This window comes from Paenibacillus sp. sgz302191, assembly GCF_057749925.1.
The window spans coordinates 76768-92827 of record NZ_JBYLHY010000002.1 but is presented as its reverse complement, the minus strand read 5'-3'; the positions used below and the strand labels follow the sequence as shown (position 1 = coordinate 92827).

Annotated in this window: 12 protein-coding genes and 2 pseudogenes; 12 read left to right on the top strand and 2 right to left on the bottom strand. The window is 46.0% G+C overall.

The genetic code is table 11. The features are described from left to right. From AC3G2T_RS03060 to AC3G2T_RS03020, 9 genes and pseudogenes are all read left to right on the top strand, one after another. Positions 1 to 750 carry a polyketide synthase gene (locus tag AC3G2T_RS03060; protein WP_474681345.1) on the top strand — a complete coding sequence of 250 codons (750 nt, stop codon included), beginning with the start codon at positions 1 to 3 and terminating at the stop codon, positions 748 to 750. A 56-nt stretch (positions 751 to 806) separates the two neighbouring features. Further along, entirely contained in the window at positions 807 to 2639 is a 1833-nt protein-coding gene (locus AC3G2T_RS03055; RefSeq protein ID WP_488434494.1) for a polyketide synthase, read from the top strand. A gap of 23 nt (positions 2640 to 2662) precedes the next feature. Then, the gene (locus AC3G2T_RS03050; protein ID WP_488434493.1) at positions 2663 to 4051 is read left to right on the top strand and encodes an MATE family efflux transporter; all 1389 of its coding nucleotides are present in this window, start codon (positions 2663 to 2665) and stop codon (positions 4049 to 4051) included. An 8-nt stretch (positions 4052 to 4059) separates the two neighbouring features. Continuing rightward, positions 4060 to 4404 (top strand): YkgJ family cysteine cluster protein, encoded by a 345-nt coding sequence (locus tag AC3G2T_RS03045; RefSeq protein ID WP_474681323.1) that lies wholly within the window; start codon positions 4060 to 4062, stop codon positions 4402 to 4404. Positions 4405 to 4795: 391 nt separating this feature from the next. Then, positions 4796 to 6178 (top strand): MATE family efflux transporter, encoded by a 1383-nt coding sequence (locus AC3G2T_RS03040; protein ID WP_488434492.1) that lies wholly within the window; start codon positions 4796 to 4798, stop codon positions 6176 to 6178. 76 nt (positions 6179 to 6254) lie between these two features. After that, on the top strand, positions 6255 to 7373 hold the full coding sequence (gene rpoD / locus AC3G2T_RS03035; protein WP_474681320.1) for an RNA polymerase sigma factor RpoD: 1119 nt from the start codon (positions 6255 to 6257) through the stop codon (positions 7371 to 7373). A 36-nt stretch (positions 7374 to 7409) separates the two neighbouring features. Continuing rightward, positions 7410 to 7637, top strand: a complete 228-nt coding sequence (locus tag AC3G2T_RS03030) for a hypothetical protein (protein ID WP_474681319.1) — start codon at positions 7410 to 7412, stop codon at positions 7635 to 7637. 91 nt (positions 7638 to 7728) lie between these two features. Then, positions 7729 to 7821 (top strand): annotated as a pseudogene (locus tag AC3G2T_RS03025) (ribonuclease H1 domain-containing protein); the annotation flags it as partial. A gap of 286 nt (positions 7822 to 8107) precedes the next feature. Continuing rightward, positions 8108 to 9207, top strand: a pseudogene (locus tag AC3G2T_RS03020) (Fic family protein). Between the two features lie 42 nt (positions 9208 to 9249). Here AC3G2T_RS03020 and AC3G2T_RS03015 read toward each other — a convergent pair. Next, positions 9250 to 11064, bottom strand: coding sequence for a sensor histidine kinase (locus tag AC3G2T_RS03015; RefSeq protein ID WP_488434491.1), 1815 nt, complete (start codon positions 11062 to 11064; stop codon positions 9250 to 9252). Positions 11065 to 11114: 50 nt separating this feature from the next. Between AC3G2T_RS03015 and AC3G2T_RS03010 the strand changes: the two genes are divergently transcribed. Continuing rightward, on the top strand, positions 11115 to 11558 hold the full coding sequence (locus AC3G2T_RS03010) for an FAD-dependent oxidoreductase (RefSeq protein WP_488434726.1): 444 nt from the start codon (positions 11115 to 11117) through the stop codon (positions 11556 to 11558). Positions 11559 to 11596: 38 nt separating this feature from the next. Here the strand turns inward: AC3G2T_RS03010 and AC3G2T_RS03005 are convergent, their stop codons facing one another. Next, on the bottom strand, positions 11597 to 12466 hold the full coding sequence (locus AC3G2T_RS03005; protein ID WP_488434490.1) for an AraC family transcriptional regulator: 870 nt from the start codon (positions 12464 to 12466) through the stop codon (positions 11597 to 11599). Between the two features lie 193 nt (positions 12467 to 12659). On the opposite strand from AC3G2T_RS03005, the gene AC3G2T_RS03000 reads away from it, so the two are divergent. Both AC3G2T_RS03000 and AC3G2T_RS02995 read left to right on the top strand, forming a co-directional pair. After that, a complete protein-coding gene (locus AC3G2T_RS03000; protein WP_488434489.1) occupies positions 12660 to 14489 on the top strand; it encodes a cache domain-containing sensor histidine kinase in 1830 nt (609 codons plus the stop codon). Continuing rightward, positions 14482 to 16011, top strand: coding sequence for a response regulator transcription factor (locus tag AC3G2T_RS02995; protein WP_488434488.1), 1530 nt, complete (start codon positions 14482 to 14484; stop codon positions 16009 to 16011). Before AC3G2T_RS03000 ends, AC3G2T_RS02995 begins: the two co-directional genes overlap by 8 nt. Positions 16012 to 16060: the final 49 nt, after the last annotated feature.

Below are 16060 nucleotides of genomic sequence, written 5' to 3'. Positions count from 1 at the left end.
ATGGTTTCATCCGTAGTTTCGATGCATGAGCTTACTCCCGAAATTGTTCAAATCACGATGGAGGACAGGGAGCATAAGAACACGTTTTCCAAGGAATTGATTGAAGGCTTGACGGAAGCCTATGAAAAGATTGAGACTCATCCGAACTACAAGTGTGTCGTCCTGACAGGTTATGACAGCTATTTTGCTTCCGGAGGAACGCAGGATGGACTGCTGGCCATTTTTGAAGGAAAAGAAAAATTTACCGATACGAATATTTACAGCCTGGCTTTGGCGTGTAAAATTCCGGTCATTTCGGCCATGCAAGGCCATGCCATCGGCGGCGGATTTGCCATGGCGTTGTTTTCCGATTTTGTGATTTTCAGCCGGGAGAGCGTGTATACGACCAATTTCATGAGATATGGCTTTACACCGGGGATGGGGGCTACTTTCATCCTGCCGAAGAAGCTGGGATTCAGCTTGGCGGAAGAGCTGTTGATTAACGCCGGCAATTACCGCGGAGGAGAATTGGAGAAGAGAGGAATCCCTTTCCCGGTTCTCCCTCGCTCTGAAGTAATGAATTACGCTTGGGATCTTGCCCGGCAAATTGCCGAAAAGCCAAGAGTTTCTCTAATCACTTTAAAAGAGCATTTGGCAGGTCCGCTTCGGGCCGAACTGTCCAAGGTTGTGGAGCAGGAGGTTGCTATGCATGCCAAAACGTTCCACCGTCCGGAAGTAAAGGATCGAATCTATGAATTTTTTGGCAAATAGCTGACGAAGCTGATCTATAGGAAATCAGCAGTCGGCCGCCGGGAAGGTGAAATTCGTTGAATGTCAAAGACATTTTATATGCGCTGCAAATCGGTACGATGAATTCCGCAGAAGCGGAAAAAGAGCTGATCCGCCGGATCGATGCCGCTGCGGGACAGCCGCCTGCAAGGGTGCGGGAGGAGCAAGCGCCAGCCATGGAGCAGGCGCCTGTACTGCCCCCGGGAGTGCCTGCGGAATCGAAGGTTGTCGAGGTTCAGCGTATAGAGCCGGGAATTGCCCTTGTTACGATGAAGGATCGGGAAAATAAAAACACATTTTCTATAGAACTGATTGTAGGCCTGTTTCAGGCCTTCCATTCCATTCAGGCTAATCCGGACTATAAAGTCATCGTTCTTACCGGATATGACACGTACTTTGCGTCTGGCGGGGGAAAGGACGGATTATTGGCTCTGCATGACGGCAAGATGAAAATGACCGATGTGCATGTCTACACCCTGCCCCTGGATTGCAAAATTCCGGTCATCTCGGCGATGCAGGGTCATGGAATTGGCGGGGGGTGGTGTTTCGGCATGTTTAGCGATTTTGTGGTCATGAGCCGGGAAAGCAGCTATACATGCAACCATATGAAGTATGGTTTTACTCCCGGGGATGGGGCGACTTTGATTTTTCCCGAGAAACTGGGCCCTGTTCTCGCGCAAGAGATTCTTTACACGGGCAACCGCTTCCGCGGAGCGGAATTGGCGGCCAAGGGAGCGCCGGTCCCGATTGTACCGCGCAATGAGGTTATGGCTTATGCGATACGGTTGGCGAAGGATTTGGCAGAAGTGCCCAGAGAATCTCTGATGCTGATGAAAGAACATATGACCGAGCCAATCAAGAAACGGATTACAGCCGTGTTAGAAAAAGAATGGGGGATGCAGCAAAAAACCTTCGTTAACAAGCCGGAGGTGCTGCAAAAGATTTTGTCTGTTTTCGAGCAGTCTTCTCCGATGACGAATGCGCCTGAACTCATTTCCCTGAATCGCAGTACGCGGGGGAATCCTGTATTTTGGCTGCACGGAGAAGGAGGAGGTGTTGAAGGATATCAATATTTTGCCCAGCGGACAGGTCGTCCTTTTTACGGGATTCAGGCGAAAGGGCGCATGAATGCCGACGCCCCGATTCATGGATTGATGGCCATGGCGGCCTACTATGTGCAGTTGATTCGTTCCCTTCAGCCTCAAGGCCCTTACGATTTGGGCGGATATTCGCTAGGCGGCCTGCTTGCTTATGAGACGGCCCGCCAACTGCAACTGTCCGGCCAGGCGGTAAGATCGCTGGTTATGCTGGACACGCTGGACCCTCACGGGATGAGCAAGGTGGCGATATCGGAGCAGGGCCGGATGTTGCAGGCGGTCAATCTGTCCTTGATCAGCCGGCTTCGCCAAGAGCCGGATAAGCTCTACCCGAAGCTGATTCATCCCGAGGAGATCAACTTGGATGCACCCGCTGACGAATTGCTGCTGCATCTCATCTCACTTGGCAAAACACGAGGTTTGTCCATAGCCAAAAGCGATAGCGAGCTGGCTCAGATTTTCAGGAAAAATTTACAGGTTCAAGCCGCATTCAAAAGTGAAAATTTCCGGGTTCTGCCCCTGCCTGACCCCCAAGCGGTCTCCTGCTATTATTTCAGGAACAAAAACGGCAAGTTCTACGGAGATCTGGAACCGTATTTAACGACCTTGCACGATCAGCTTTCCGTAGACCGTACGGCTTATTGGCAAGAATGGGAACGGAGCTTGCCTGATTTTCAACTTATCGATGTAGAGGCATCCAACCATATTACGTTATTGTTTGAAACCGGCGTGTGTGAAACGATAGGGGGATTTTGTGAACAATTGTATCAATAAAATAGTATATGGAGTGATGGATCATGGATCATGCTGAGAAAATGGCTAAGGAAAAAATCCCGACATTGCTGCTGCAATTTTCAATTCCGGCGATTATTGCTATGCTGGTAGGTGCGTTATATAACGTAATCGATCGTATTTATATCGGACATAGTGCAGCAGGTACGCTTGGTATTGCCGCAATGACGATCAGTCTGCCTGTGATGCTGTTTATTTGGGCTTGCGGAACGCTGATTGGAGTGGGGGCTTCCTCCTTGGTGTCGATCAAGCTGGGTGAGAAGAAAATTGCGGAAGCGGAAAGAGTCATGGGCAATGCTCTAATATTGCTTATTTTTGCTTCCATCGCCATTACCATAGCGGGAATGCTTTTGTTGACCCCGATTCTCAAGTTCTACGGAGCAAGCAGTGACGTACTGCCTTATGCCAAGGATTATATGGCTGTTTTTTTTGGCGGAACCTTGTTTTTGTTGGTTGGTTTTGGTATGAATAACTTTATCAGAGCAGAGGGCAATCCCCAAAAAGCGATGCTCACAATGGTCACAGGCCCTATTTTGAATATCCTGATCGCTCCAATCTTCATTTATTGGTTCGGCTGGGGTATGATAGGAGCGGCGCTAGCTACTGTGGTCGCGCAGACGATCTCAACTGTACTTGTCATTGCGCATTTCTTTGGTAAGAAGAGCGTCTTGAAAATTCGTACCGCTCATCTCAAGCCAGAGGGCGCGGTAATCGGAAAAATAATCGCCTTGGGTGCAGCCCCATTTGTTTTGCAAATTGTGACGAGTATTGCAACTGTCATCGTAAATAATAAATTGATTAAGTATGGAGGAGATATCGCTGTATCGGGAATGGGCACGGTCGCCAGTATTCAAATTCTTATCACGATGACGCTTATGGGCATTAATCAAGGCATGCAGCCTATCATTGGATTTAACTTCGGAGCCAAGCATTATGATAGAGTAAAAGAAACGCTTAAATATGCGGCTGTCTCCGCGACTTTGGTGGCGACCTTGTCGTATATACTAACACGTTTAATCCCAGACCGTCTTATTGCCATATTCAACAGCCTTGACGCACAGTTAGTTGCTTTTGGAAGCCATGCAATGAGCGTATATTTGTTTTGTTTGCCGGTTATCGGATTTCAAATTATCGGCTTGGGTTATTTTCAAGCCATCGGCAAAGCTAAGCAGGCTATCCTGTTAAGTTTATCGAGGCAAGTGCTGATTTTCATTCCGGCCCTTTTTATTCTTCCCCGCTTTTTTCAAATGCAGGGGGTGTTAGTTGCCGGACCTATAGCCGACTCGGTATCCTTTTTGATTACGGGAATACTGCTTCTTGTTGAGTTGAGACACCTCAATCGGGAGAGTCGGGAGCATCAGCTCTCTAAGGTACCGATAACAGATATGAAATGAGGGATGTTATGGGGGATTTACCATGTAAAGGGTGCAAAGGCTTGTGCTGCGGTCCTGTTCCTGTTACGGAGAAAGAGCTTAAATTGATCATAAAGAAAGTGAAGTCCATGCCTAAAAAAAGCAGGATGGAGCTTGAGAATCAAACGAGATATTATGGGACCTGCATGTTTTATGATATGGAAAAAGACAGATGCGGCATTCATTCGGTCAGGCCTGGGGTTTGCCGCGCCTTCGGCTATTATAAATCGCTTGTTTGTTTTCGCAATCCGGAAATGGCAACCCAAAATAATTGGACTCCTCAGGATAAACCGATTGGTATGCTATCGATAGATATTACGTGGAAAGCTTTTTAAACAGCAGGGGTGTATTTCCAGATCATTGGAAATGCACCCTTGTTTATTTTAAGCCAATAAATGATGGAGGTTATCAATTTTTCGAATATGAGGCCCGCGATTCCCAAAAAACTAAAAAACCTTATTCGATGGAGCATCGGATAAGGTTAAAAAGATTATTTTATAAGGATTGAAGATCTTTACATATATAAAATGAGATAAAATCCTAAAATATGGAATAAGAAGTTGAAAAAAGTAGTACATTAATTTATAATATAATACGTACATATAAATCATAACACATTAACGGCATGCTGTCAAGGGGTGAAATTAACATTTTACAGGTAAGAGGTTAAAGAAAGTAAATTTAAATGAACCAGTTGTAATCTGCGTTTAGAAAAGGTGGCGAAACATGGATCATATCCAAAGATTAGGCGGAGAAAAGATATCAAAGTTATTGGTGCAATTTTCAGTGCCTGCTATGATTGCGATGTTGGTTGGTGCACTCTACAACGTGATTGATCGAGTATTTATCGGTCACAGTATTGGATCACTTGGTATCGCCGGTATCACGATTAGTTTGCCGATTATGCTGCTTATATGGGCAGGTGGAACGTTGATTGGGGTGGGGGGTTCTTCACTCGTATCCATCAAGCTGGGTGAAAAGAAAGTAGACGAAGCAGAGCAGATTATGGGGAACGCGCTTATGCTGCTGATTATCGTATCGATCTTCATCACTTTGTTAGGCTTGCTTTTTATGACTCCTATTCTTAAAGTATATGGAGCAAGCATCGACGTACTGCCATTCGCGAAAGACTATATGATTTATATTTTTGCAGGAACGGTCTTGATGCTGGTTGGCTTCGGCATGAATAATTTTATCAGAGCAGAAGGAAATCCGAAAAAGGCGATGTTAACGATGCTTATCGGTCCACTATTGAATATTATATTAGCACCCCTATTTATTTTTGGTTTTGGTTGGGGTATGAAAGGGGTAGCCTTGGCGACAGTTCTGGCGCAGGCTGTGTCAACGGCTTTTGTCTTAGCTCACTTTTATGGGGGCAAGAGCACCCTGAAAATACGTATGAAGTATATAAAGCCTGAGGGTGCCCTTGTTGGAAAAATAGTTGCGCTTGGCGCTGCTCCTTTTGTCATGCAGGCCATGTCCAGCCTTCTCAATGTTATAATTAATAATAACATGGTTAAATTCGGAGGAGACATCGCTGTATCGGGTATGGGAGTGGTAGCGAGTGTTCAGGCCCTCGTCATGATGTCAATTATGGGGATCAATCAGGGGGTTCAGCCTATTATAGGATACAATTATGGGGCTGAAAGGTTTGATCGCGTAAAAAAAGCGCTCCGCTATGCGATGATTGCTGCGACGGTTATTCCGTGCCTGGCTTTTTTGATCGCACAGCTGTTTCCAGAGCAGCTTATTGCGAGTTTCAACAGTGAGGATAAGGAGCTTATCACTTTCGGAAGCCATGCCCTTCGCGTGTATTTGATCTTGCTTCCAATTATAGGGGTTCAAGTGATTGGTTCCGGTTATTTCATGGCTATTGGTAAAGCCAAGCAGGCAATGATTTTGAGCTTGTCCAGACAGGTACTTATCTTTATACCAGCTTTGTTAATTCTTCCTCATTTTTTTCAAGTCGAGGGTGTGTTAGTTTCCGGACCGCTTGCCGACTTGATTGCCACTGCCATTACAGGGATACTGCTGCTTTTTGAATTAAGAATTCTTAATCGGAAAAATCAAACGAGCGCAGCAATCCAGATGTCGGCTGTTGAGAAATAGGAACGATTGGAAAGTAGATCATACAAGCTTGAAAGAGCAGGTGTAAGTTCCGTTTTCCAGGGAGGAGGAGTAAAGGATGGCGAACGAACAACATGAAGGATTAGAGACTGAACTTACGCTTGAACAAACGAAAGAGCTTTTATTTGAACTAGGGAAAAAAAGCTCTTCGCTGGCATATACAGAAGTTATGGAGAAACTCGCCCCTTTCGATCAGGATTCAGAGCAGATCGATGAATTTTTCGAGCAGTTGGCTGAAAACGGGATTGATGTGAGCAACGAATTGAATGACGATCCTTCTCATGAGCCCGACGATCATGCTCAGGATGACTTGAATTTTGAGGATAACTTGATCTTCCCGCCTGGTATTAAAATTAATGATCCTGTACGGATGTATTTGAAGGAAATCGGACGTGTTCCTTTGCTTTCAGCAGAGGAGGAAATCGTTTTGGCCAAAAGGATCGAGCAGGGTGACGAATCAGCGAAGCGCAGATTGGCTGAAGCGAACCTGCGCCTTGTCGTCAGTATCGCCAGACGATATAACGGTCGCGGCCTGCTTTTCCTGGATTTAATTCAGGAAGGCAATATGGGGCTGATCAAAGCGGTAGAAAAGTTTGATTATAACAAGGGGTACAAATTCAGTACGTATGCAACTTGGTGGATTCGACAGGCCATTACGCGAGCCATTGCCGATCAAGCTAGAACGATCCGCGTTCCGGTTCACATGGTGGAAACAATCAACAAGCTTATCCGAGTTTCCAGACAACTGCTGCAAGAAATCGGACGCGAGCCTACACCTGAAGAGATCGCCAAGGAGATGGAGCTTAGTACGGAAAAGGTGAGAGAGATTATGAAAATCTCTCAGGAACCTGTTTCACTGGAAACGCCGATCGGTGAAGAGAACGACTCGAATCTTGGTGATTTTATCGAGGATCATGAGGCGCTGGCCCCCTCTGATGCAGCTGCTTATGAGTTGCTGAAGGAGCAGCTGGAGGATGTGCTGGATACACTCACCGAACGTGAAGAGAATGTTCTGCGTCTTCGATTTGGACTTGATGATGGCCGTACACGCACCCTTGAGGAAGTGGGTAAAGTGTTCGGTGTTACCCGCGAGCGCATTCGCCAGATCGAAGCGAAAGCGCTGCGTAAGCTGAGACATCCAAGTCGCAGCAAGCGATTGAAAGATTTTTTGGAATAACATAATGGATGAATAAACGAACGAAGGCGGTGCTACATGGAAGCTGGATTTATTATCCGCTGTTTGAAATGCGGCGAGGAACAGAAAATAGTGCCTGGCAGACGTCCCAACTATCGCAATGAACGCATTGTTTTTGGTACGGACAATTATGGCGCCGATCAAATCTCATGTGAATGCGGAAATGCTCTTGAAGAGCTAAGCAAACATGAAGGCAACGGATTTGAAGGAGAGTTTATTGTAGAGTGGCGAGATATTTCGAAGTAACTTGACTCAGAGGTACAATTATGAAGCCCGCGCGATTCATTAAAAACAGATTGCCAGGTGTTCATAATCCAACGGTCACACATGGGATGGAGGAGCCAAACAAAACGTTGAAGGATATAAAGGGGCTGTCTATAAATCGTTCTCAACGTTAGAACTGGCAGAAATTTGGTGGACACCTATCTAATTATTGATCCTCGAACACGGAGGCCCTTTTATGTTGGACAAACCCATGATATGGAACATCGGAAAATCAGCCATTTACGTGATTCTTATAAACATAGAGCCTATAAAAAGTGGATTGCAAGTATCCGGAAGGATGGCCTCGAACCGGAATTCCAGATCGTTGATATACAGCCAACAAAAGCAGATTCCCTGCGTTCATAACCAATAAAAGTGGCATGGCTTAATCAAATAATGACTTTGCGGCAAAATAGCGGCAATGGCATAATGTTATTGAGGAAGGTGATGTTATGTTCACACCCAAATATTCAATAACTGACGCCATTGCCCGCAGACTAATGGATATACAACGCGCCAGTGTTGTAGTGGATTTGCTTCCATTGCCCGCATCTATTCTGGATTTGCTTAAGAAAGAATCGATGGAAAAGACGGTCATTCTTTCAACGAAAATTGAAGGAAACACGCTTGATGAGGCGACGAAGCGAAAAGTCTTGTACCAAACCAGCAATGACAATGAAGAGCAGGAAGTTTATAACTTAATGAAAGCTTTGGAATACCTGGATGAAGCCGAAAAAAGGCAGCTCCCGGTCACAGAGGAATTTATTAAAAAGCTGCACGCCATTATCCGAATATCGCACGGACGAAGACCGCGTATTAGCGACTATCGCGAAGAACAAAATCAAGTAGGCGGCCGCATTGCTTCTGGTTTTTATTTGCCGCCGGAATGGAAGATCTGGTGGCCTGGGTGAATTCGCCGGGAACCTATTCGGTCCCGGTTCCTATCAAAGCGGGGATTTTCATGTGGCAGTTTCTGACGATCCATCCGTATATGGACGGGAATGGCCGAACGGCCCGGATGATCACGACATATCTTTTACGCCGCGGCGGATATGGCTTAAAGGGGTTATTTGTACTCGAGAATTTCTATGACCGCAACTTGGCTGAATATTATCGCCGACTCCAGTTGGGTCTCCATCACAATTATTATTTTGGGCGGAATGAGGCTGACATGACACTTTGGCTGGAATTCTTTATTGATGGTTTGGCGGAGGTTTTTCAAGAAGCTGCTGCCATCGTAACGGAGAAATCTGCCCAAATGACGAAAATCGAGCCGGATCTGATTCGCAAGTTAGATCCCCAGCAAAGAATGTTGTTCGCTCAATTAACCTTTAAACAAGACACCCTAACGACAAGCGAAATGAGGGACCTGCTTCGTTTGTCGGACCGTTCAATAAGGGAAAAGGTAAGTCATTGGAGAGAAGAAGGATTCATTGAGCCGCGCGATCAAGACGCCAAAAGAGTTCGTTCGGTCAAATTATCCGCGGAATACGAGAAGCTGGCTCAAGACATTCGAAATTCCCCGGATAAGTTCGCCCATTTCCTAAAATGAATGTAGCACTGCGATCTCAATCTGAGATACCGCAGTGCTTTTTTAATTATCTTCAGCATGGTCATCGAGCAATATAGGAAGGCGAATCCTTATAAGTGTCCCGCTGCCTGATTTACTGTCGATTTCCAATGAATAACGTTCTTTATGATGCAACTGCAAGCGACGAAAGACGTTGATCAGTCCAATTCCTGTATGACCGCTCCCATCGGAGTCTCTTGCGAATAGCTGCATTTGGCTGAGTTGATTCTCATTCATCCCAACACCGTTATCTAGAATTTCCATAAATATTTGGTTATTCTTCATGTATCCTTTAATCATGAGAAGCCCATCTGATTCTAACTGATCCAAACCATGGATAATCGCATTTTCTACAATGGGCTGGAGAATCAACTTCACGGTATAACAGGCTTTAATCTCGTCAGCTACTTCCCAAATGATATCAAAGCGATTCTGATATCTAATTTTCTGAATTTGAATATAATGTTCCAAATGTTGCAATTCTTGAGCCATAGGGATCAAGCCGCTGCCATTTGAAATGCTCCCTCGGAAAAACTTTCCTAGTGAAGTAGTCATTTCAACAATGTCCATTGCATTTTTTTTGAATGCCATCCATTTGATAGATTCCAACGTATTGTAGAGAAAATGAGGATTGATTTGCTGCTGAAGGGCATTTAACTGGGCTTCCTTTTCTAAAAGCATCAACTCCTGTTCCCGCAGGTTCGATTGGTAATTTTCGTCAATTAATGCATTTAAACGCTGCATCATATTATTGAAGTAACGGGATAGGATAGCAATCTCATCCTTGCCCTGATATTGCATATGCGCATCAAGATTTCCATCATGCACTTCCTGCATCAGTCTTTTCAGCTTACGCAGCGATTTACTGATCTGAGCAGAGATTAACGTTGCTATCAGGAGTATAATCATTCCGTATAGAATGAAAAAAGCAACACCATACCAAATCAATAAATAAGCCTTTTGTTTTAATTCATTGGAGGAAATAATGCCGACCATTTTCAATTGAAAATAAGAAGCGGTATCATAAAAAACAAGGTAGCTTTTCTTATGAAGAACTTTTGTGTAAGTGCCGTTAGCTTGCTGAAGCATCGTTGTAAACGAGGCATCTGCTTTATTCATGATTTGAGATGAAAGCTCCTTGTTGTCATGTGTGAGTATGGTTCCATCGGCATCAATTAAAAAGAAATAACCGGAATCCCCGCTGTGAACGTTACGAAAAATATCATTAAGCATGTATTGCTCAACATTAATGATCAAATAACCAATTTTTCCACCGTAGTTCAAAGCGCCGCTGCTGCTAATCTTTCGAGCAAATGTTAAAACTGGCGTTCGATACAGATTATTATAAGCCCCGATAAACTGCAGCTCTCCTGTGCTTTGATCCAATTGCTCAAAAATGCGAGAGTAAATTTGCTTAATCGGCACATTGTCGGCGTAGATTCCGGAATAAATTCGCTCTTGATTCGCATTATAGATCTCCATGGATAAGAACTCTTTTTTCTGGAGCTTTAAATTAGCAAACTGCAGCTCTAAAGCTGCTTTATAAGCTTGTGCAGCCTCTGCGGATTTTGGATATTGATTGAGAAAGCTTTGCACCTCGGGATGATAGGCCAGCTGTTGAGTCAGTTTATCATAGCTTTTAAGATCATAGTCGATGTTTCGTTTAACCTGTTCAATGGTATTTATCGTAAAATCGGTGACCTTATTCTGATAGTTATGATAGTTGACATACGTCAGCAGTAAAATGAACAATAAATTAGGCAAAAAGGTGGTCAGTATAAAATAACTAAATAGCTTAAAGCGCAAATTTAGATTCGGGAGAAGCACCGGAATGGTCACAGCCGATTTTTCGTATAGAAGGCTTGTCCCTTTAGAAAGAAAGCCGCAGAATTATTGGAGATTATGTCATTACCGCAGATGATTTTCTGAATTGCCGCACCTTTCCTGATGATATTGCTCGCAACGCTTACTTTATCGATATCCATATGGCTAAGCCATCAACGGGTATGACGATTGTGCATTTGGACCCCGGACAGTCGCATGGTATTCCGTACCGCGCACTGCTGCCAATCGGGATTGAGAATGTAATCGCTGCGGGTAGGGCGATTTCTACGGATCGGGTAACACAAGGCTCAACTCGTGTGATGCCCAATTGTTTCGCCATGGGAGAGGCGGCGGGAACAGCAGCAGCATTGCTTGCCAAGAAGGGGACTAACATCACTCGCAGCATCAATATAGATGAACTGCAGCAGCAGCTTGTTGTCCAAGGGGCTTGGCTGGGTGATCTAATAAATGGGAAATATTCCCTTGTAGAGGATAAAAGGAAGGACTGAGGTCCTTCCTTTTTTTCGTATGTTGATTCCGCATCCCATCAGGCTCGTATCCTGCGAAACTGCTGAGGAGAGCTGCCCGTAATTTTGCGGAACAGGGAATGGAAAAACTTCATATCGGTATAGCCGACATCGTTTGCCGTCTCCTGTACCGTTTTGTTTGTCGTTTTGAGCAGCTGGCAGCATTTTTGAATGCGAACGTTCTGGATATATTGGTTAAATGTCTGGCCCGTGATTCGTTTAAATTGGTTTTGAAAATGGCCTCCGCTCATAAAGTACTGCTCCGCAAGCGATTTCAACGTGATTTTGTCCGAATAGTTCTGTTCGATGAAATTGAGGATATCTTTTATTTTATCCGAAGCTGAAGAGGACGAAGCTTGGTCCGGAACGGACTCCTCCGTTTGAACCCTATGGATGAGCTGCAGCGTTTGCAGAAGGAGAGCCGTTATGATAGGCCTATATCCGACGGAACGGTTTGAGTATTCAAAATAAGCCTGCTGAAATAAAGAGAGGAATCGGTCGTTGTCATCACGATAATAGGACCAGGCGCGGGAAAGCGCATGAGGCTCATACAAGCACTTATACAATTGGGATTCAAGGGGAATCCACTGCCGGACAGGCTCCAGAGCTTTGAGATCGAAAAGAAAATTCATAATGATCAGCGGCTTCGACCTGGAAGCGGACGATGGCCGGAATACATGAGACGTGCCCTCCGGCAGCAGGAATAGATCGCCCTTTTGCACCTTGATCAATGCATGATCGATATAATGGTAGCCGCAGCCTTCCGCGACGAGAGAGATTTCGATAAAATCGTGCTCATGCTGACCCGTTTGGAATGCCTCCGTTTCCCGGTTTAAATAAATCGGGAAATCGGGCTCAAAGAATTGCGCTCCCTTCAATATCTTCGACATTTCGGCTCCTCCTCCAAATATTCACACTCTTGTCAGCTCTCCCTGACGGCTCTAATCATTATTGTAAACGCATCAAGCACGAAGTAAATGGAGCATCTATACATAGGAATTTGTAATATGTTAACCTTTGCTTAAAGCAACGTTCTGCGTGATATGCTGGATACAACACTACATCATGATGAGGATGAGGAAAATGCCGAAGTTCGGGGTTCAAAGCAGGCTGGTCATTTCATATACGTTGATCATATCTTTTGTGATTGCGGCGTTAAGCTATTTGTTTTATCAGCGAATGTCCGCGACAATTTGGGAACGCTCGCTTGAAACTTCCGATCAAATGCTTCAGCGGCTTGAGACTTCGCTGATTCAAACGATTAAAGATATGGATCGGATCTCGGCACAGGTCATTTATAATTCCGATTTCCAAACGCGTTTCGAAGACGCTTTCGCAGGTTCAGATTCATACGATGTTTTGGCCCAAAAGAAACGGTTCGAAAATATTTTGTCCACCTTGAACGGCCCTTCCTTTATCGCCGAGCAGATCAATGTGTTCAATTTGAGCGGCGATTTCATCAGTTATGGACTAAAGATCGATCCCGTCGCAGATCGTACGGAGCTTATGAACAAGATCGATTGGATTCCGCCGACCATACAGAAGAATGGCGATCTTCAGCTCAATCCGCCCCATAGGGATGAATGGTTCAAGTCGGGAGAGATCGTGTTTTCTTTATCCCGTTTGTTTCCGAACAATGCCGCCTTCGAGCCGCGCATCGTAGAAGTACAACAGCGATATGACAAGCTGGAGGAGATTATAGGGGACTCCGGCAAGCATGCGAACCTTCAATTGTTCATATTCGACGACCAAGGGAACCGATTTTATCCTTCGGACACGGAAGGCGACGGTTTGCCTATTGCCGGACGGGATATCCCAGCTTTGCAATCCAATATGTTCCATTCCACCACCAAGGTGTATCAGGGGAAAAATTATATGGTCGGGTGGCTCCGTTCGTCCTCTTATGGGCTAACCGTCGTATCGGTTCAGCCGGAAAGCGCGCTCCTCAGTCCGATTCAAAGTCTTCGCAACGCCGTTCTGACCGTAGCCCTGTTAGCGGAGATCGCTGCACTGCTTAGCGCCTATGGGATCGCTTCAACCATCACCCTGCCTATTCGGCTAATCCTTAGGCATGTAAAAATGTGGGATATCGATAAACTCAACGTGATGCGAAGCGGGCCCAGCAGCAGAGCTTATCGTTGGGCCTCGTTCGAAATTCGGGAATTGTATGACGATATTGTTGCGATGAAGACACGGCTTGGGCAATCGGTGGAACAACTGCTTGAAGCCAGGCAGCGCGAGAATATGGCTCAACTCCGCGTGCTTCAGACACAGCTTCAGCCGCACTTCGTATTCAATACGCTGTCATCAATCGGCGTACTTGCCGAAAACTCCGGGGCTGATGCCGCCGCCTCCATGTGCTATAAGATGATGGGCATGATGGAATATATGAGCAGATCTCCTTCGGGGCTTACTAAGCTAGGCGATGAGCTGCGGTTCACGGTTCAATATTTGGATCTCATGAAGCTTCGCTACCAACAGCAGTTCGATTATAAAGTCGAAACGGACGAAACGCTTGATGATGTCCCTATTCCTAAATTTTTGCTGCAGCCGATCGTCGAAAATTCTTTTGCCCACGGATTTAAGCAGGTATACCCGCCTTGGAACTTATGGATAAGGATCAGCCGGGGAGAAAAAAATGATTGGCTGATTCGTGTTCAAGACAATGGAAGCGGTTTCTCTGCGGAGGCGCTGACCCGGATTAAACGTTTCATCGCCGGCCTCGACAACGCATCCGTCTCCATCACGGACGAAGTCGCCTCAAAAGGAATCGGCGGGCTTGGACTGGAGAATGCTTTTGCGAGATGTTATTTGTTTCAGAAGGGACGGGTTGCGTTTTCTCTTCGCAATTTGAACGAGGGCATGGAGCTGATCATACGAATGGAAAGACGGGAGGAGATTGACGATGTTTAGAATTATCATTGCTGAGGATGAGCCCCTCATTCTGCAAAGCATTGCTCAGAAGATACGGGACATCGACCCCGACTTCAAAATCGTAGGGGAGTACGAGAATGGTGAATATGCCCTGTTGGATCTTAATCTTGTGAAGCCGCATATTTTGCTGACGGACATCTACATGCCGGTCATGGACGGCCTCACGCTGATCGAGCGTGCCAAGGAGCAGCAGCCGTCGCTCGTTTGCGCTGTTTTGACAGGGTATCGCGATTTTGAATATGCACGCAAGGCTATACAGGTGGGCGTATCGGACTTACTCCTGAAGCCCCCGACCGAGGAAAATATAAGGGGATTTCTGCATAAAGCGAAGGCTAAGCTGCTTTCGGATCAATCGTTAATCGAGGCCGAGCTGCTGCAGCAGTGGGCCTTTCAGAAGTCGGACAAACAGGAGTCCGAGCAGATCGGGCAGCTGGCGCAGGAATATTTTTATCATGCGAATTACGCGGTTCTGCTTGCATGGATTCCCCCTCAACAGGAGAGCGATTGGGTTGAATACCCGAATCAATGGCAGGTGAAATCGCTGTTGAACGAGGGAGAGTCCTTCTATGCTTTACCGGTATCGCCGCATCATCAACGCGCTGTAGTTATAGGCTGCCACAGCCTGACGGAAGTGAGACTCGAACAGTTTCTTGCTGCATCGGCGGGGCATGGAACAGAAACAGAACGTTCCGTCTGCTTCGTGGCGGCCAAGGTTGAAAAGCTGCAAGCCGAATTGTCGGGAACGCTTTATCTGCTGCAGAAAGCCGCGCATAGAAACTTCCCGCTGAATGGCCGGAAATGTATGGATCTTAAGGAGGGGGAGTCGCTATCCGAGCCGAAGGCTCTGCCTCTTTCCAATACGCTGGAAGAGGAACTGGGAGAACTGCTGGCCAAGCAGCGAAAATCGGAATTTCTGCGCAAGCTGCAGACACTGCTGGAGAGCGAACCCTGGTCCTCTTCCACACGGGTACGCTGGTACGATTCTCTGACCGATATGATGAAATTATGGGTGGCTAAGCATAAGGAGCTGTCACGTCTACCTGCACTGGCTCATTGGCATTCCGAGCTGGAGGAGCTGATTTGGCAGGCTGCGGACCTTACAGCCGTTCGTTATAACGTACAGGAAGCTTTCGTATCGTTGTTCGACACCTCCGAGCATGTACGTGAGGCCGATGCTTCATGGACCGTCAAGCTGAAGTCGTACCTGGAGCAAAATTATATGCGAAACATTTCCCTCTCGGATCTGGCGGATACGTTCGGCCTGCATCCCTCGTATTTGGGCAGGATATTTAAGCGTCAATATAAGTACAGTCCGATCGACTACTTGATTCAGCTGCGGATTGATATTGCCAAGCGGCTCATCAGGGAGAAGCCCCGCATGCTGTTTAAGGATGTTGCCGAGATGGTGGGCTACAGCGATCCGTTTTATTTCAGCAAAATTTTTAAACAACAGACGGGGCTGACTCCCAGGGAGTACAAGAAGCAGCACTCAGGACATTGATTTTGCCCTATAAATTGTTTGCATTTCCCCCATTACCGGGATGAAAAGC